General features: G+C 38.9%; 12 protein-coding genes and 1 tRNA gene. 6 read left to right on the plus strand and 7 right to left on the minus strand.

Annotation, left to right across the window (positions count from 1 at the left end; translation table 11 throughout):
• Positions 1-3: 3 nt before the first annotated feature.
• Positions 4-1,380 (minus strand): alpha/beta hydrolase-fold protein, encoded by a 1,377-nt coding sequence (locus HXT55_RS03460; protein ID WP_013399614.1) that lies wholly within the window; start codon positions 1,378-1,380, stop codon positions 4-6.
• 267 nt (positions 1,381-1,647) lie between these two features.
• On the opposite strand from HXT55_RS03460, the gene HXT55_RS03465 reads away from it, so the two are divergent.
• Positions 1,648-3,681: an LTA synthase family protein gene (locus HXT55_RS03465; protein WP_009994286.1), complete on the plus strand. Its 2,034-nt coding sequence runs from the start codon at positions 1,648-1,650 to the stop codon at positions 3,679-3,681.
• Positions 3,682-3,706: 25 nt separating this feature from the next.
• On the opposite strand, the gene purD is transcribed toward HXT55_RS03465, so the two are convergent.
• The 6 genes from purD to purT all read right to left on the minus strand — a co-directional run bounded on the left by purD (position 3,707) and on the right by purT (position 13,899).
• Positions 3,707-4,981 (minus strand): phosphoribosylamine--glycine ligase, encoded by a 1,275-nt coding sequence (gene purD, locus HXT55_RS03470; protein ID WP_009994285.1) that lies wholly within the window; start codon positions 4,979-4,981, stop codon positions 3,707-3,709.
• 57 nt (positions 4,982-5,038) lie between these two features.
• A complete protein-coding gene (gene purM, locus HXT55_RS03475) occupies positions 5,039-6,073 on the minus strand; it encodes a phosphoribosylformylglycinamidine cyclo-ligase (RefSeq protein WP_004113603.1) in 1,035 nt (344 codons plus the stop codon).
• 80 nt (positions 6,074-6,153) lie between these two features.
• Positions 6,154-7,641, minus strand: coding sequence for an amidophosphoribosyltransferase (purF, locus tag HXT55_RS03480; protein WP_004113604.1), 1,488 nt, complete (start codon positions 7,639-7,641; stop codon positions 6,154-6,156).
• Positions 7,642-7,707: 66 nt separating this feature from the next.
• Positions 7,708-11,469 (minus strand): phosphoribosylformylglycinamidine synthase, encoded by a 3,762-nt coding sequence (locus tag HXT55_RS03485; protein WP_421779980.1) that lies wholly within the window; start codon positions 11,467-11,469, stop codon positions 7,708-7,710.
• A gap of 137 nt (positions 11,470-11,606) precedes the next feature.
• Positions 11,607-12,389 carry a phosphoribosylaminoimidazolesuccinocarboxamide synthase gene (gene purC, locus HXT55_RS03490; RefSeq protein WP_004138186.1) on the minus strand — a complete coding sequence of 261 codons (783 nt, stop codon included), beginning with the start codon at positions 12,387-12,389 and terminating at the stop codon, positions 11,607-11,609.
• 172 nt (positions 12,390-12,561) lie between these two features.
• A complete protein-coding gene (gene purT / locus HXT55_RS03495; protein WP_004117771.1) occupies positions 12,562-13,899 on the minus strand; it encodes a formate-dependent phosphoribosylglycinamide formyltransferase in 1,338 nt (445 codons plus the stop codon).
• Between the two features lie 133 nt (positions 13,900-14,032).
• On the opposite strand from purT, the gene HXT55_RS03500 reads away from it, so the two are divergent.
• From HXT55_RS03500 to HXT55_RS03520, 5 genes are all read left to right on the plus strand, one after another.
• Positions 14,033-14,108: transfer RNA gene (locus HXT55_RS03500), tRNA-His, on the plus strand.
• A 195-nt stretch (positions 14,109-14,303) separates the two neighbouring features.
• Positions 14,304-17,057, plus strand: a complete 2,754-nt coding sequence (locus HXT55_RS03505; RefSeq protein ID WP_421792490.1) for a DNA translocase FtsK 4TM domain-containing protein — start codon at positions 14,304-14,306, stop codon at positions 17,055-17,057.
• A 63-nt stretch (positions 17,058-17,120) separates the two neighbouring features.
• Complete coding sequence (gene pgsA, locus HXT55_RS03510) at positions 17,121-17,735, plus strand: CDP-diacylglycerol--glycerol-3-phosphate 3-phosphatidyltransferase (RefSeq protein ID WP_004113615.1); 615 nt, start codon at positions 17,121-17,123, stop codon at positions 17,733-17,735.
• 7 nt (positions 17,736-17,742) lie between these two features.
• Positions 17,743-18,459 (plus strand): CinA family protein, encoded by a 717-nt coding sequence (locus HXT55_RS03515; RefSeq protein WP_004117772.1) that lies wholly within the window; start codon positions 17,743-17,745, stop codon positions 18,457-18,459.
• The gene (locus tag HXT55_RS03520) at positions 18,446-18,679 is read left to right on the plus strand and encodes a DUF3046 domain-containing protein (RefSeq protein ID WP_004113620.1); all 234 of its coding nucleotides are present in this window, start codon (positions 18,446-18,448) and stop codon (positions 18,677-18,679) included. Before HXT55_RS03515 ends, HXT55_RS03520 begins: the two co-directional genes overlap by 14 nt.
• Positions 18,680-18,843 lie beyond the last annotated feature (164 nt).

An 18,843-nucleotide genomic window follows, 5' to 3' on the forward strand; every position in this document is an offset into this window, starting at 1 on the left:
GATTTATCGCCTCACCTTCTGATTGATAACCACTTGAATATTATTATAAGAGTTTAAATCTGGATAATTGCTTGTTATTCCAGAATCTTTACAAAGATGGTCGATTACAACTTTTAACCCATTTTGAACGGTATGCCAATCGTGTCCAGATCCTTTAGAAATCATGGTTATAACGCTTATTCCAGACTTATGAGCCGCTATAGCAATATTAGACTGATTTACTTGCGATTTAGGATCCCAAGCTCCAGCTATAGAGTAATAATTTTGTTTTAAAGGAGCATTTTTTCTCATTATGTTTGCTGGAATATGCTTTTCGTATTTTTTGCGATCTCCATCAAAATAACGTTTTATTGTTTCATCGCGATTCTTGTATGTTGGCTCTAGTTCTCCGCCTGCAGAATACATGTTTCCAAATAGTTTAGGATAAGCTGGCACAATCTGAGTTGCGCAAGTTCCTCCTTGAGAAAATCCTCCCATTAGCCAAAGTGCTGGATTGTTGCTGGCTGGTAGATTTTTATGAATCCAATTAACAACATCTTTTGTCAAATAAGTTTGTGCTTTTCCATAAACCTTTGTATCCGCGCAAAGAGAATTGTGTGTTGCAGTACCGTTTTGATCTGGTGACACAACAATCGGAGCTAAACCATTATGATCCTTAGCATAAGCGTCTAAGGTGTTTACAATTTCGCTCGCAGCAAATAGCCTATTAGGGCTTCCTGGTTGACCAGAAAGAAGAACCATTACAGGCAGTTTTGGAGCGTATTTTGTTAAAGCTGCTGGTGGTAAGTAGACGTTTGCGGTGCGGGCACGGAAGTTAGATGTTGTTGCGGGAATTTTAACGGATCTACTTATTCCTTTGGATGGTATTTTTGGGAGCTTGTTTTGTGCTGCGAGTGAATTCCAATCAGCGATTTCCATAACCCCATTATGTTTATTATGCTCTTCAAGCTTTGGATAATTACCTAATCCAAATACTGATCCAATAGTTGTGTATTCGCCATAAATCATATTTACGCGAATCATTGTGGCTAAAATAAACAGAATAATTGAAAATATTGCGAAAGCTCTTCTATATCCTTTAGATATTATCGCAGCGCTTAAAGCAAATCCTACGGCTGCAAATCCTCCTGCAATAGAAAAAATCACGAGCCATCCTAGGCTTACTCCGAATACAAGAAAAACGTCTGAAATAAGCCAAGTTATAAATCCAAATATAATTGCGAATAATGATGCAGAACCTAATTGTGTTAAAAGAGATGGAAAATACTTTATTTTTTTAGATTTTGTTATTAAAAGGACAGCTAAGCATAATCCAGATATTGCGAATATACTTATAGGTAGTATGCCGTGCATTAGGTTAATTGTGGCAATAAACTTCATTTTTACTGTTCCTTAAAACCTCACTAGATTAGAGCTGTCAAAAAATATAGCCGTTGATAATATAATTCGTAATCCTTAAAATTTTCTATATTATGTCATCAATTATAATGATAAAAGATACAGAGTTTATTACAATACGTCAAAAGTATGAATATACACAATTGTTTACTACAAGTTATGTTTATTTATGACGATGGCGATAATTAAAATGTATTTGTAACATAGATGCGTAAATGAGTTATGTATTAGTCATGTAATTAGAAGGGTGTGAAATTGCCATTAAGCAATTTTCTTACTATTTTTAAACGTTTTAAGCTTGCGATTCCGCGATGGCTGTATGCGGTTCTGTTCGTTGTATTTGATGCAATAATGGTTATGATTGTGCAGCTTTCTGTTCAAAGGTCTGGACGAGTGGAAATGACTTCCTCGCTTTCGGCAAGCGCATGGAACATAATTTCAAAAATGTGGATTAGCTTAAATTTTGTATTCGTTTTGAATCTGCTTATAGTTGCTCTAATTTACGGAATTCTGTTGATGGTAATAAATCGTTTTTGGATTACTACACTTATTCTGATTACATTATCTGTAATAATTTCTGTAATCGAGTATATGAAGGTTAATGTTAGATACGAGACAATTCTTCCAGCGGACTTGAACTTTTTAAAGAGTAATACGGGGAATATCGCATCTTTTCTGCCGGATAATGCTATAGCCGTGATTGTCTGCTCCATAATTGCTGTACTTGTAGCTGTTATTGCTGCTATTTTTATGCATTTTGTAGATGTAAATCGCGGAAAAATCGTGTTTACTAAGGATTTTCGCATTTCTATTGTAATTAGAGTTGTTACATGCTTAGTGTGTTTTTTGGGTCTTGGATGGTATGTTTCTGGGGTTGGAACAGTTGGTTCTAGTGCTAACGGTTTTGCTAAGTTTATGGGCGATGCTCCTGCGATGTGGGATTCTGTTTATGATTCGCAAAGAAACGGTGCTTTAGTTGCTTTCTTAAGACAAGTGAATCCAAAAGTTATGGATAAACCAGCGGATTACAATGAATCCACTATGAAAGCTCTTCTAAAAAAATATGATACTGAAGCTAAGAAAATCAATGTTTCTCGCAAAAGCAAAATTTCAGACAATACTGTGGTTTATGTACTTTCGGAATCTTTCTCAAACCCAATGAGGGTTCCAGGATTGCAACTGAATAAGAATCCAATGCCATTTATAAGCTCTTTGAAAGAGAAAACAGATAGTGGTTTAATGCTTTCTTCTGGTTATGGTGGGGGAACAGCGAATCTCGAATATATGTCTCTTACGGGATTGAGCATGGTGAACTTCAATTCATCTCTTACAAGCCCGTATCAGCAGCTTGTTCCAAATTCTTCTTGGACTCCTACAATCAACAGATATTGGGGTAGTGAAGGAAATTCTGTAGCTTTTCATCCATATGAGCCAAGCATGTATTCTAGATCAATAAACTACAAGAAGTTCGGTTTTAGTAAGTTTTATGCTCTTGAAGGTCCTAATATTATTTCTCATAAAAAAATGTTGGATAAATCTCCTTATGTTTCAGATTCTTCAGCTTACGATAGCGCATTTGAGTCAATTTCTGCTAGTAAAAAGCCGCAGTTTGTGCAAGTAGTCACAATGCAAAATCATATGCCTTATAGAAATTGGTATAAGAATAATGATTTTGTTGCAAAAGCAAAAGATGGTTCACCTAATTTAGGACAATCGGAAACATCATCAATTGAAACATATGCTAAGGGTGTTAATTACACGGATCATGCTACGCAAAAGTTCTTAGAGAATCTTGATTCAATTGACAAGCCTGTTACTGTTGTGTTTTACGGCGATCATCTTCCTGGCGTATACAGTACGGCTAGTGCAGATCAAAATAATTCTCTAGATCTGCATTTAACTGACTACTTTATTTGGTCAAATAGAAAAGCTATTGAGACAAATAAGATTAAAAATATTCATAAAAATACTTATTCGTCTCCAAACTTCTTCATATCTCAAGTAGCATCTCATACTAATTCAAAGGTTTCGCCCTATATAGCTTTCCTTACTAGATTACACGATAAGGTTAGTGCTATGGAGCCTCCTGTAGTCAATAAGATTCAAGGTTGGGATAGGATTCCAGAAGGACAATCCATCTATCTGGATAATCATGGTAAGCCAATGATTGCTAATAATATGAATAAAGAAACTAAGCAATTATTGCATGATTACCGCTTGATTCAGTACGACATTACAGCTGGGAAACATTATCTTAAAAATACAAACTTTCTTGGTTTTTAAGATAATCAGATAGTCGGCTAATCCTCTACAAGTCTAGTGCTTTTGACGCAATGTCATGCCTAAAGAACATGTGAGGAAGATTAAGCTTATCTAATATGCTGTAGACGTTGTTTTGAGCGTCTTTTACGTCGTCTCCATGTACTTGCACAAGAGCTACTCTACCTGAAGAAGTAAGAAGTTTGCCGCTTTCTTCATCGCTTTTTACTCCTGCATAATACACGTGCTGACCTTGATTTTCGTCAACAGGAATTTGAGGAATAGGAGTTCCAGTAACTAAAGTGCCAGGGTAGCCTTCGCTTGCTAATACAACTCCAAGAGTTACGCCATTTTTAATCCAAGTAAATGTTGGTTCTTTGCCATGCAAAATGTTAAAAATAGCTTCACCAAAGTCGCTAGTAAGTCTTGGAAGAACAACTTCGGTTTCTGGGTCTCCAAAACGAGCATTAAACTCAATAACTTTAGGCCCTGAAGCTGTATCAATTAATCCAGCATAAAGTACACCGGTAAAAGGCGTGCCCTCTTTAGCTAGTCCTTCAACAGTTGGGCGCACAATCTCGTCAATAGCACGCTGAACTGTTTCGTCGCTAATTTGTGGAACAGGACTATAAGCTCCCATGCCGCCAGTATTTGGACCAGTGTCGCCGTCGTTAGCGCGTTTGTGGTCTTGAGAAATTGGCATAACCCAAAAATCAGTTCCGCTTACGAAACTCATAAGTGAAAACTCTTGACCTTGCAAAAATTCTTCAATAACAACTTTTGCTCCAGCTTGACCAAAACGATGATCGACGAAAATATCTTCCAAAGCATCAACTGCTGTTTGCTCATCCATAGCAACAGTAACGCCTTTTCCAGCAGCCAAACCGTCCGCTTTAATAACAATTGGAGCACCATGCTCAAGAACGTATGCGCGTGCAGGCTCCAAAGCGTCAAATGTTTTGTAGGAGGCAGTTGGAACGTTGTGACGAGCCATAAGCTTTTTTGCGAAATCTTTAGAGCCTTCAATTTGAGCTGCGGCTTTGTTTGGACCAAAAGCGGCAATTCCATGCGCTTCAAAATCGTCAACAATGCCATTCATAAGCGGAACTTCAGGACCAATGAACGCAAAATCGTAGTTATTGTCTTTAACGAACTTAATAAGAGCGTCATGATCTGATTGACTTATGTTTACAGTTTGAATTCCATCTGCTGCAATACCAGGATTTCCAGGAGCAACAGTTACTTCTTCAACGCTTTCTCCTTTAAGTAACGCGTGTGCAATAGCGTGTTCGCGAGCGCCAGAACCAACTACTAAAACTTTCATTTTTAATCCTTTATTGCTTTAAGATTTTGCTGTCTACTGTTTTGCGTTTTTTGCGGTTTACAACAACTCAACTGCAGCGTTTTCGCGCTTAGCCATTTTGCCAATAATATAAGCGGTTTCGTCATGCTCGTTTAGTATACGCATTGCCTCGTTTGCTTTGCTTTCATCAACTGACAAAACCATGCCAATTCCCATATTAAAAACGTTGAACATTTCAGCGTGAGTAACTTCTCCAGCTTTTTCAATAACGCCAAAAATAGGTGGAACGCTCCAGCTAGTGGTATCAATTTTTGCAGCCAAATCATCCGCATACATGCGAGGAACATTTTCAATAAATCCGCCGCCTGTAATATGAGCAACTCCCTTAATAAGATGCTCAGCAAAAAGTGGCTTCAAAGCTTTTACGTAGATTCGAGTAGGTTCAAGAAGAACTTCGCCAAGCGTTTTGCCGCCAAGCTCATCTAACTTGGTGTCAACGCTAAAACCTGCTTCTTCAAACAAAGCTTTGCGAACAAGAGAGAATCCATTTGAATGAACTCCTGAAGAAGGAAGTCCTATAAGCACGTCGCCTTCGCAAATAGCAGAGCCGTCAACAATATTCGAACGTTCTGCAACGCCTACTGCAAAACCTGCAAGATCGTACTCGTCTTCGTCATACATTCCAGGCATTTCAGCAGTTTCGCCGCCAATTAAACCTGCTTCTGATTGCACGCAACCATCTGCAACGCCTGAAACTACCTGCTCAAGTATTTCAGGATTGTTTTTCCCACACGCAATGTAATCGAGGAAGAAAAGAGGCTCGGCACCTTGAGCTGCAATATCGTTTACGCACATTGCAACGCAATCAATGCCAATAGTGTTATGCTTATTCATCATTTTTGCAATCACAAGCTTGGTTCCAACGCCATCCGTACCAGAAATCAGCACTGGCTCTTTGTAACCAAGAGATGCCAAATCAAATAAGCCGCCAAATCCGCCGATGCCACCTACAACGCCTGGGCGTTTCGTGCGATTCACATGCGATTTAATACGACGTACTACTTCGTATCCTGCTTCTACGCTTACGCCAGCCTCTTCATATGCGTGTGGCATATTGATTCCTTTCATAACTATGTTATAAGTATTTTCTTAAATTTTATTTATAAATTGCGGTAAACAATTAAAATATTAAGTTATATAAGATTTTCGTGTGAATATTTGCTGTGCTTTCTCACTTCTTGCAAATGTTCGCGTTCTTCAGGAGTAAGTGAAGCCAAGAATTCTTCGCCGTAATCGTCTAGTGCAGTAGGGTAGTCGCCATTAAAGTAAGCAACACACAAACCGCCATAAGGCGCTGGCTTTTTTAATCCAATCGACTCTACTAATCCATCTAAAGACAAAAATGCTAAGGAATCAGCATCAATATACTCGCGTATTTCTTCGACTGAATGTTTTGCTGCAATAAGTTCCTTTGTGGTTTGAATATCAATACCGTAGAAGCAAGGATATTTAAGAGGAGGAGAAGAAATACGCATATGTACCTCTTTAGCTCCAGCTTCTCGTAGCAATTGCACAATGCGCTTAGAGGTAGTTCCGCGAACAATTGAATCGTCAATAACGATAACGCGTTTTCCTGCAACTACGCCACGAACAGCAGAAAGTTTCATACGAACGCCTTGCTCGCGTAATTCTTGTGTTGGTTGAATAAAAGTGCGTGCAACATACTGGTTTTTAATCAATCCCATTTCATTTGGAATTCCGCTTGTTTCAGCGTATCCTGCAGCAGCAGAAAGTGAAGAATTAGGTACTCCAATAACCATGTCTGCGTCAACAGGAGATTCTTTAGCCAAACGCGCACCCATACGCTTTCGCACAGAATGAACATTAATACCGTAAATATTAGAATCTGGGCGAGCGAAATAAATAAATTCCATTGAGCATACTGCATGTTGTACGTGCTTTGTATATTGCTCAATAGTGTAGCCATCGTCATTAATAACAATTATTTCGCCAGGCTCAATATCGCGAATAAACTCTGCTCTAACAATATCTAATGCGCAAGTTTCGGATGCGAGTACATAAGCTCCATTGCTCATTCTTCCTAAAGAAAGAGGTCTAAAACCATTCGGGTCTGTTACGCCAATAAGCTCCTTTTCAGTTAGAAGCAAATAGGCAAAACCACCATGAACTATTTGCAAAGCATCTTTAAGCTTATCCATAAAAGAAGTTTTATTTGATCTTCTAATAAGATGCATTAACACTTCAGTATCCGAATTCGAGTGGAAGATTGCTCCCTCATCTTCAAGTTTATTCCTAAGAGTTGTGCAATTAGTAAGATTGCCATTATGTCCTAAAGCAACATCTCCATCATGGAAACAAAAAAGAAAAGGCTGAATGTTTTCAACACTTCCCGAACCAGCAGTAGCATAACGAACGTGCCCAATTGCGCTGTTTCCAGTAAGTTTCTTCATAATGTCTTCGTTTGCAAAAACCTGAGTTAAAAGACCTAGGTTTCTGTAACCTTTAAGATGACCATTATCGTTTGATACGATTCCAGCGCCTTCTTGACCTCGGTGTTGCAGTGCATGTAATCCAAAATATGTTAATCTAGCAGCATCTGAATGACCCCAAACGCCAAAAACGCCACACTCTTCATGAATGTCTTCGAGCTCTGCAGACATCAAACACCCCCTGTTGTTTTAGATTCTTAATCAAGATTTTCCTATAAACTTGCTACAAAAATCACATTATGCAGTGAAATATTCGACTCCAGCGCTAAAAATGTTTTGTGTTCTAAAATCTGGAATATTCACGTACAAACCGTTTCCGCTGCGTTCGCAATGTCCCATTTTTCCAAACACTCTGCCATCTGGGCTAGTGATTCCTTCTACAGCCATAAGTGAACCGTTCGGATTCACTTTAAGATTCATGCTTGGAACGCCATTGCTGTCAACGTATTGTGTTGCGATTTGGCCGTTTTGTATAAGAGTATCCATAACTTCTGGCAATGCTACGAATCGACCTTCTCCATGAGATATTGCAACACTATGAACATCGCCAACTTTGCAATTTGAAAGCCATGGAGAAAGATTAGAAGCAACGCGAGTTCTAACAATCTTGCTTTGATGCCTTCCAATAGTGTTAAACGTTAAAGTCGGGCATTCTGAATCCATTGGAACAATATCTCCAAACGGGACAAGACCTAGTTTAATAAGAGCTTGGAAACCATTGCAAATACCAAGCATTAAGCCATCGCGATTATTGAGCAAATCGCGAACAGCGTCACTAACAGCAGGATTCCTAAAGAAAGATGCTATGAACTTGGCTGAACCGTCTGGTTCATCACCTCCAGAGAATCCGCCTGGAATCATAACAATTTGGCTTTTATTAATCTCATCAACAAGATCTTTTGCAGATTGAGCAATATCATCAGCGCTTAAATTATTGATTATAAGCGTTTTGCATTCTGCTCCAGCTTTTTCAAACGCTGCTTGAGTGTCGTATTCGCAATTGTTTCCAGGGAAAACTGGAATGATTACGCGTGGGTGACTAATCGGAGTTTTTCTATGAGAACGCATGTGGTTATGAGAATACTTCAGTTCACTAGAGTTTATAGCAGGAACTGAGTCTCCCTTCTCTCGATACGGGAATATATCTTCTAAAGTATTTTCCCAATCTTCTTGCAAACTAGCTAAATTAAGTTTCTCGTTTTCTACGCAAAACTCGAACTCATTACAAGTTTCGCCTACTACATCTACGCTTACAAGATCTGAATCTGCATACGTAAGTTCAGAATCATCTTTAAGCTCCACATAGAACGACCCATATTCTGGCTTAAACAAATCATTCTTGCTAATCGCATTATTAAGCTTTAACCCAATATGATTTCCCAAAGTCATCTTAAATAAGATTTCCGCACTAGCACCAAATCCAGGAGTGCTAACGGAAAGCGCATGCTTATTTGAGGTAAGATTTTCCACAATCCTAATCGCCTCTAAGAAGCTTTGAGATTTAGGCGTGATTCCATCTTCCTTATATTTAGGCAATATTCTTAAAATTCTACTATTGGCTTTTTTGAATTCTGGCGAAACAACGTTTCTCGCGTCTCCTGTAGAAACAGCAAAAGAAATAAGTGTTGGTGGAACATCAAGATTTTCAAAGCTTCCGCTCATAGAATCTTTGCCGCCAATAGCGCCTACACCAAAGTCAATTTGTGCGCTTAAAGCTCCAAGAATAGCTGCCATTGGTTTTCCCCAACGTTCTGGAACATTATGAGGCTTTCCAAAATATTCTTGCAAACTTAAATAAGCATTTTCTATAGTAAAACCGCTGGCTGTGAGCTTTGCCAAAGATTCAACAACAGCTAAATAAGCTCCAGTAAATTGATTCTTTTCCATAATATATGGGTTAAAGCCCCATGACATTGCAGAAGCGGTGTTCGTTTCTCCAAAAACTGGCAATTTTGCAACCATTGCTTGTGCAGGAGTAAGCTGACGTCTGCCTCCAAAAGGCATAAGAACTGTTGCAGCTCCAATAGTGGAGTCGAACATTTCACTAAGACCTTTGTTTGAGCAAATATTTATGTTGGAAACAAGATTTTTCATGCGCTCGCCAAAAGATTTATTAGCGTATTCGCCACTTATATCTTGCCATTTCGAAGTATAGTTTTCGCCACTTTCAACGTGAATATTTTGCTCTTTTGGAGCTCCATTAGAAGCTAGGAATTCACGGCTTAGATCCACAATTGTTTTTCCTCGCCAAGTCATTTTCATTCGTGCTTCTTCTGTGACTATGGCTACAATTTGTGCTTCCAAATTTTCCTGACGTGCGTATGACAAAAATTCGTCGGCATCGCTTGCTGCAACATCAACAGCCATTCGCTCTTGAGATTCAGAAATCGCAAGCTCTGTGCCATCAAGACCTTCATATTTTTTAGAGACTTTATCTAAATCAATAATCAAGCCATCTGCAATTTCACCCGTTGCAACGCTTACGCCGCCAGCGCCAAAGTCGTTGCAACGCTTAATAAGTCTGCATGCATCTTTGCGGCGGAAAAGTCGTTGTAACTTGCGTTCAATAGGAGCATTTCCTTTTTGAACTTCTGCTCCGCATTCCTCAATGCTATCAGTGTCTTGCGCTTTAGAAGCACCAGTTGCTCCACCAATTCCGTCTCTTCCAGTTCGTCCACCTAGAAGAATAATCACGTCTCCTGGCTCAGGTGTTTCTCTTCGAACATGGTCTGCTGGGGTAGCGGCTACAACCGCACCCACTTCCATTCGTTTTGCAACGTATCCTGGGTGGTAAATCTCGTGTACTTCGCCTGTTGCAAGTCCAATTTGATTTCCGTAAGAAGAGTAGCCTGCAGCTGTCGACGTTACGATTTTTCTTTGAGGCAATTTTCCTTCAAGAGTTTGGGCTATTGGCGTTCTAGGATCTGCAGCACCAGTTACTCGCATTGCCTGATATACGTAAGATCTTCCCGAAAGAGGGTCGCGAATGCATCCGCCAATGCATGTTGCAGCACCACCAAAAGGCTCGATTTCTGTAGGATGATTATGTGTTTCGTTTTTAAACAAAAACAGCCAATCTTCATCGTGCCCGTTTACGTCAACTTTGATTTTTACTGTACAAGCGTTGATTTCTTCGGATTCGTCTAGATTCTTAAGAATCCCATTATGCTTCAAATACTTTGCACCAATAGTTGCCATATCCATAAGGCAAATCGGCTTATTTGTGCGATTAAGTTCTTCTCGCATTTCAAGATAACGATTAAATGCGGCTTGTACCTGCTCATCGTCTATTTTTATGTTTGTAAGATGCGTGCCAAAAGTTGTATGACGGCAATGATCAGACCAATATGTGTCTATTACTTTGATTTCTGTAATAGTTGGATTGCGATTTTCGTTTTTAAAATAGTTCTGGCAGAATTTTGCGTCTTCCAAGTCCATTGCAAGCGCGCGATCTTCTATGAACTTTTTTAAACCTTGTTCGTCTAAATCGTTGAATCCGTTGATAACTTCCACATTTGCTGGAATAACTGTTTCTGTTTGCAAAGTATTGACTTTATCTAAAGATGCTTCGCGCGCTTCAACTGGATTAATTATGTAGTGTTTAATTGCGTCCAAATCTTTTTTAGACAAATCACCTTTAAAAGCCAAGATTTGCGCGGTTCTTACCCTTGGTCGCTCTCCTTGGCTTATAAGCTGTATGCATTCACTTGCAGATTCTGCTCGCTGATCAAATTGTCCTGGAAGAAATTCCATAGCAAAAACATGTTCGCTTGTGCTTATGGGCAGATAATCATAGGTGTTATCGACTGGTGGTTCGCTAAAAACTGTTTTGATAGCAGTGTTGAATAGATCTTCTGATATTCCTTCAACATCATACCTGTTTATTATGCGCGTTGATTTTAAAGAATCTATTCCTAGAATTTCTTTAAGCTCGTGATTAAGATGCTGTGCCTTAACATCGAAACCAGATTGCTTTTCAACATAAACGCGAAATACCACGGTAAACCTGCCTTGTAATTGTACGTTTTGGCTATTTTGGTTGTTTTGTTTTTTCAGTTTTCTTTTTCAATTTTGTTTAGTTTTGCTTTAAGAACGCGCGTGGCTCGCACCTCGAAAGATGCGAGCCACATTAAAAATCATTCTTCAACATAATTATTTGGATTTATTTCGTCGAAGTTTACGCCTTCGCTTTGAGCAAGAGATTTAAGCCTTGAGAATATCTCCTCGTAGGCTGGAATTATATCTCCTAAATCTCGTCTGAATAAATCTTTATCTAAGTGGCTTACTTCAGAATTATTTGTATTGCGCTTATCCCAAAGTCTGCAAGTATCTGGCGTTATTTCGTCAGCAAGCAGAATGTTTCCCTTAGAGTCAACGCCTTCTTCAATCTTGAAGTCAACAAGCTGTACGTCAATCTTAGAGAAAACATCAAGCAATGCATTATTAACAGCATGAGCTTGGCGAGTAATTTCTGCCAGCTCTTCATCGGTTGCTAATCCAAGAGCTACAACGCCTTCAGGATTAATAAATGGATCGCCAAGTTCGTCGGATTTAACGCAGAATTCCAATAATGGTTTCTTTAAAGGAGTGCCTTCTTTTACAGCATAACGTTTTGCAAAAGAACCAGCAGCAGTATTTCGCATTATTATTTCTAATGGGAACATTTTCATGCGTTTTACAAGTTGCTCAGTGCTAGAAATGCGCCCTAGGAAGTGGCTTTTCACGCCACGCGCCTCAAGAAGATGGAATAGTAAAGAAGTTATTTGATTGTTTAAGCTGCCTTTGCCAGCAATTTGAGCTTTTTTAAGACCGTTGCCAGCTGTTGCCTGATTCATGTATTCCACCCACAACACATTATTGTTATCAGTGGCATACAATTTCTTTGCTTTGCCCTCATACAACTTGTCAAGTTTTTCCATTGACGTGCCTCTCTTGTTGCATCTATGGCTGTAGGCGAAAACCAACATTGTTTGAAGGTTTATCCAACCTTGTCAGCACGTTCAGACTAACAATTGTTACCTACAATTTTTTTAGATTATTTTTTATTCTTTTAATGTCTTAAACCAGTAAAAACCTTGATTTTTCGATGTTTTAAGACGGTAGTTCTACAGTGTGTAATTCGCTAGCAATGCGTGTCGCGCAAGATTTTGCATCACGCACGCTGTTTGATACTGTCAAAATAACACCTAAGCGTCTTGAGCCGTGAACTTCTGGCTTTCCAAAGATGCGTATATCACATCTTGCGCAATCTTCAGTGTTTAATGATTTTGCTACATTCGCAAATCCAATTTTTCCATTACCTTCTACAACAAGTGCATGGCTTAAAGCGACTTCATTATTTTTTAAACAAAGAGCAGTGTGCTTTTGAGTAATAGGAACACCCAAAATCGCTAAAACATGCAGAGCAAACTCGCTGTAATACTGTGAAATCATTGTAACCATACCAGTATCGTGCGGACGAGGGGATAGTTCGTTGAAAAGTAAATCACCGTTTTTAAGAACAAAGAGTTCAACTCCATAAACGCCCCAACCAGTTTCTCCGTTTTCTCTTGCTATTTGAGATAGACCTTCAACGGCTCGTTTAGCAATATTTTTAGCGTTGATTCGAACGTTTTCTGGTATATTTGCTGGTTGCCATGATTGCCTGTAATCGCCATTTTTTTGAAATTGTGCAATGGGTTCGCATGTTGTTATTCCAGCGCTAGAGCTTACAGTTAGTACTGTTAGCTCGTAGTCTAATGGTGCTAAAGCTTCAACAATTACGCGAGATATATCAGCGTTTTGTGTGTTCTGACTCTTATGCTTAGATCTTCTTCCATTTTGTGCTTCTACCCAAGCATTTTGTAGATTTTCAAGATTTTTTACTATTGATTGACCGTGACCAGATGAGCTCATAATTGGTTTTACGACGCATGGATATCCTACGATTTTTGCTCCTTTTTCTAATTCTTCATAGTTAGAAGCAAATCGATATGGTGTTGTTGGCAATCCTAGTTTTTCGTGTGAAATTTTTCGCAAAGCTTCGCGGTCCATAGCAATTGCAGTAATATCAGAGCTTGGAACAACTTGAATTTTCTTACTCTTTACAACATTTTTTAGTATTTGAGTTGATATTGCTTCAATTTCAGGAATTATTATGTCTGGGTTTATATCGTTTATTAAGTCTTGCAACTCTTGAGAGTCGCTCATATCTATAACGCGATTTTCTTGAGCTACTTGCATTGCTGGAGCGTCCGCATAGCTATCTGCCGCGCATACTCTTATGCCAAGCCTGATAAGTTCTATAGCAATCTCTTTGCCAAGTTCTCCAGAGCCAAGAAGAAGAACTTTTGTTGTATGTAACTTTGAATCAAAAATACCAAAAATTCGCTCGTTTGTAACGCTTTCATTTAATTCATTATTTGAATCTGATTTTTGCGAAAAACTCATAACTATATTCTTACATTACGCAATGTCGAATTGTCGTGCGACGCGCCGAATGAAGATTGACTAGCATAAATTTAAAAAATCGTGTATAGTATTCCTCTGTTGTGCGATTCCCGAAGGGTTTCGCGCCATAATGGTGGCTATAGCTCAGTTGGTAGAGCATCTGATTGTGGTTCAGAAGGTCGCGCGTTCAAGCCGCGTTAGCCACCCCATTTTTTCGGCTGGTTTCAGCCGAATTTTTTTTTATGCTAGATTATTTTTTTACTTTGAGTATCATTCTTTTTGCAATTAGATTTTTTAATTTATCAGTACACGTTTATGCCCGTATATTAGTACACGTTGGGGTAGAATAATGTGGATTGCATAATTTGTTATGTTTCATAAATTTATGTTTAAGGAGCTTATATATGGCAGGTAGGGGCGGTAAGTCATCAAAGTCGTCATCAAATGTATCTTATGATGAACCTTTTTGGGAATCCGCGCTGCTTTTTGTTCCGCGACTTGTTGGTAAAGTAGTACGTTCGCTTTTTGGTGTGGGAGAATACGACGAAGCATACCGCAGAGATGGATTGTGCTTTGTAATGATTATTATTGCTATTCTTTTCTGCGCATCGGAATGGTTTAGAGTTAGTGGTTTTATAGGCGTTGCTTTTCACTTCGCAGCATCTGCAGTTTTTGGAGTTATGAGCATTGTTTTACCAGTTTGGTTATTTGCTGTAGCAATTAGACTAATGAGAAATAGTGGATCAAAATCAGGTAACCCACGTGTTATAGGTGGTTTTGTTCTTATTTTGTGGTCTATATGTTCTATTTTAGATATTTTATTTGCTAGTAAAAATCAACATTTTCACATAGAAGATTTGCAAAAATCTGGTGGATTATTAGGTTTTTCTCTTGGTTCTCCTTTAGCTTGGGGATTATCTAGGACTTTTGCTCTAGTGATTTTTGTTATTATCGCAATTTTTTCGTTTTTGATGATTTTAAAATTGCATGTTACAGACATAACGCAGTTTATATTTTCTGCTTTTTCTAAAGATAGTAAAGATAGTAAAGACGATAATTCTGAGGAAGATTCATACGATAATGATTCTAAGGATGATGATAAAACACTTGAATTTGCTGATGGAGTGCCAACTCATGATGATTCTGACAAATCTGAAAAGTCTCGCAGATCTTTGCATAATTCGTTAATTTCTAAATTATGGAATTCACTATTTGGAACTAAGAAAAAAGATAGTAATAATGAGCTTTTAGATGAGTATGCTGGAGATGATGCTTTTCTCTGTGCATCTTCAAAAGATGGCGGTAGTAATTTCGAATCAAATAATGCTGATCGCACGAATATTCATGATGGTGATCTTAATAATCAATCGCAAGGTTATGAGAATACGGTTGATAAATCACATAATCGTGAGTCTCCTAGGTCTGTATCTTCAAGTGGTTCTTCTGCGAATTCTAATTCTTGGAAAACATCTCCAGAATTATATATTGATGAATTCCCTAAGGCTCCTATAAGCACCAGCGAGCAATATTCTTCTGATCCTTGGGGAAATATGCCTGCTCAGCAATTAGATAAATATAGGTCATCGCAAGAAAATAATAGTGATAGCGCTGCTGGCAAAGATATATACGATTCAAATCATAGTGATTCTAATGTTTATGAAGATGAACCTTATATTCTACCAGATTTGAACATACTTGTTCATGGAAAGCCTCATGCAACAAGAACACCAGCGAATGATCGTGTGATTCGAGCTTTAACTTCTACCTTTGAACAATTTGAGGTAGATGCGAAGGTTATTGGCTTCTTAAGAGGTCCTTCTGTAACTCAATATGAAGTTGAGTTAGGATCTGGAGTAAAAGTAGAGAAGGTAACGAATCTTCAAAAGAATATTGCGTATGCTGTAGCAAGTACTGATGTGCGTATTCTCTCTCCAATTCCGGGCAAGTCTGCAATTGGTATTGAGATCCCGAATGTAGATAGAGAGATTGTAAATCTGGGAGATGTTCTTAGGTCTGATAAAGCGCGCCAAGATCCAAACCCTATGCTTACAGGTGTTGGTAAGGATGTTGAGGGTCATTTCGTAACGGCAGCTCTCGATAAAATGCCGCATTTGCTTGTTGCAGGTGCTACAGGATCTGGTAAGTCGAGTTTTATTAACTCGATGCTCACTTCTATTATCATGCGAGCAACACCTGAACAGGTTCGTATGATTTTGGTAGATCCTAAGAGAGTAGAGCTTTCTGCATACGCTGGCATTCCGCATTTGCTCACACCGATTATTACGGATCCTAAGAAGGCTGCGCAGGCTCTCGAGTGGGTTGTTAAAGAGATGGACGCGCGCTACGACGACTTGCAATTCTTCGGCTTCCGCCATGTTAAAGATTTCAACAAGGCTGTGCGTGAAGGAAAAGTTCATGCTCCGGCTGGTTCTAATCGAAAAGTTGCTCCATACCCGTATTTGCTTGTGGTTGTAGACGAGATGGCTGATTTGATGATGGTTGCTAAGAACGATGTGGAAAGTTCTATTCAGCGTATTACTCAGCTTGCTCGAGCTGCAGGAGTGCATTTGGTTCTTGCTACTCAGCGCCCATCTGTTGACGTTGTAACAGGCTTGATTAAAGCAAATATTCCTTCTCGCTTGGCTTTTGCTACTTCATCTGCAACTGATTCCAGGGTTATTCTCGATACTGTTGGTGCAGAAACTTTGATTGGTCAAGGTGACGCTTTGTTCCTTCCAATGGGTGCTGCTAAGCCTCAGCGTGTGCAGGGCTCGTGGGTGAGTGAATCTGAAATCCGCAGGGCTGTGGAGTATGTTCGCACTCAGCGCAAGCCAAAGTATCGTGAAGATATTGAACAAATGGCTCAAAAATCGGATGCTCAAGCTCAAAGCAAGCTTAAAACTAGCGATATTGGCGACGATATGGATAAGCTGCTTCAGGCTGCAGAGCTTGTAGTAGGCGCTCAGTTTGGATCCACTTCGATGCTTCAAAGAAAATTGCGTGTTGGCTTTTCTAAAGCTGGTAGGTTAATGGATTTGCTTGAGTCGCGTGGCGTTGTTGGTCCATCCGAAGGATCTAAGGCACGTGAGGTTCTTGTGCAACCTCAAGATTTGCCTAAAGTTTTAGCATTTATTCGCGGTGAAAGTGATTCTTTGTAAAAGTTGAATTAAGTTTTGCGTTTGCTATACCATATTTGTGTAGCTTTATGGAGGTATTTATAGATGTTGAAAAACAGTAAGTCTAAATTACTTGAAGGTTGGGATTATGCTCCTAATGTAGTGACATACATAAGGATTATTCTTTCCATTCTATTTATAATCTTATATTTGGTTGCAGGTCCTTGGGGTTATACTTCTACTGCGATACGTTGGTCAGTGTTTGTTTTGTTTGTAATTGCAGCTTCTACAGATAAATTAGATGGTTGGATGGCTAGAAAATACAATCAGGTAACTGAGCTTGGTAAATTACTAGATCCTATAGCAGATAAGCTTCTTATGCTTTCCGCGCTTATTATTGCGTCAGCTTTTGGAGAACTATATTGGTGGATTACTGCTTTGTTTGTTATTCGTGAAATTGGCATAACTATTTTACGATTCTATGTTATAAATAAGGGCGGTAAAGTGATTGCAGCATCTTCTGCTGGAAAGTTTAAGACACTTTCTCAGTCAATTGGTATTGCAATGCTTCTCGTTCCTATTGTTCCTATTTTCTGCGCAAATGATATTCCACTTTGGGTGATTTGCTATTACTCCATTGCTTACGGTTTGATTGGAATTGCAATAGGTTTTGCTACTTACTCTGGTATTCTTTATGTGAACGACGCTTTGAAGCATTGATATAGATATGTGTAGTGACTCTGTTAGTGTTTTAGCTAGTGAGATTCTTGATTTTTGCGATGCACATTCTTTGCATATCGCATGTGCTGAGTCTCTGACTGGGGGTCTTCTTTCAGATTCGTTTGTAAAGATTCCTGGCGCTTCTAGAGTTTTTCTTGGATCTGCTGTTACTTACGATATTCGTGAAAAATCTAAGATACTTGGTGTGGATTGCGATTTATTAAAATCGTGTGGTGCTGTAGATGCGCGAGTAGCAAAGCAAATGGCGTTTGGTGCAGCAAGATTATACAGTGGATCTGGTTGGTGTTATAAGCGTTTTGAGCAACAAAAAGATGTTGACAATCCTGATTTTCCTATTATTGGATTGTCAACTACTGGTGTTGCTGGACCTGGTTCTGATGCTGGTAAGCCAGCTGGGTTGGCGTATATTGGTGTTTTTGTTCCAACTGTTACAGATAAATCTTGCTATTCGCTTGACCCTGATGCGATTTCTTGCAAGTTTAATAGAATAAAAAATTGCGTTTTTGATTGTAAGTGTGGAAAAATTAGTAATTTCTCCTTGGAGAAATGTGATTTTTATTCTTGTGATTTAGGATTGTTGATTTCTGCTCAATTAAATATTTCTGGTAATCGTGAAGAAGTTCGAAACGGTGTCGTTTATGCGTTAATCAAAATTCTGCATTCCATAATTTTTGAAGATTGGATTTTTGATGCGCGAGCGTGAATTCTGGGAGCTTCTTGAAGAGGTATTTGGCAGGGAGTTTGGCAGGAGTATCGCAAAAGATCAGGAGCTGCAAAAACTTAATGGTATGAGTGCTCGTGAGGCGATTGATGCTGGAGTAGAGCCAAGAATTGTCTGGAATGTTTTATGTGATCACATGAATATTCCTGATAGTAAGAGGTGGGGTAAAGATCATAATGCTCCACCAATGCCTGCAAAATAGATATTTTCGTTGGAATTTCAAGTCAACACACTTGTCGAACAAATGTTCGTTTATGGTGTATAATGTCAATTGTTGGGCTTCTTGCAGCGTGATAAGTGCCTATTGTGTTATTGAGTAAAACCTTTAACCACATTGCTCTAAAACGCTTGCATAGTCATTATGTA

It is taken from the genome of Gardnerella sp. KA00718, assembly GCF_049244285.1.
Classification (GTDB): domain Bacteria; phylum Actinomycetota; class Actinomycetes; order Actinomycetales; family Bifidobacteriaceae; genus Bifidobacterium; species Bifidobacterium vaginale.

Bases quoted from the DNA above. Each gene is read 5' to 3' on its own strand.
- HXT55_RS03520 (WP_004113620.1), top strand. From the start codon at position 18,446: ATGCGCGAGCGTGAATTCTGGGAGCTTCTTGAAGAGGTATTTGGCAGG.
- HXT55_RS03515 (WP_004117772.1), top strand. From the start codon at position 17,743: ATGTGTAGTGACTCTGTTAGTGTTTTAGCTAGTGAGATTCTTGATTTT.
- purF (WP_004113604.1), bottom strand. From the start codon at position 7,641: ATGTCTGCAGAGCTCGAAGACATTCATGAAGAGTGTGGCGTTTTTGGC.
- pgsA (WP_004113615.1), top strand. From the start codon at position 17,121: ATGTTGAAAAACAGTAAGTCTAAATTACTTGAAGGTTGGGATTATGCT.
- purC (WP_004138186.1), bottom strand. From the start codon at position 12,389: ATGGAAAAACTTGACAAGTTGTATGAGGGCAAAGCAAAGAAATTGTAT.
- purM (WP_004113603.1), bottom strand. From the start codon at position 6,073: ATGCCACACGCATATGAAGAGGCTGGCGTAAGCGTAGAAGCAGGATAC.
- purD (WP_009994285.1), bottom strand. From the start codon at position 4,981: ATGAAAGTTTTAGTAGTTGGTTCTGGCGCTCGCGAACACGCTATTGCA.
- HXT55_RS03460 (WP_013399614.1), bottom strand. From the start codon at position 1,380: ATGAAGTTTATTGCCACAATTAACCTAATGCACGGCATACTACCTATA.
- HXT55_RS03505 (WP_421792490.1), top strand. From the start codon at position 14,304: ATGGCAGGTAGGGGCGGTAAGTCATCAAAGTCGTCATCAAATGTATCT.
- purT (WP_004117771.1), bottom strand. From the start codon at position 13,899: ATGAGTTTTTCGCAAAAATCAGATTCAAATAATGAATTAAATGAAAGC.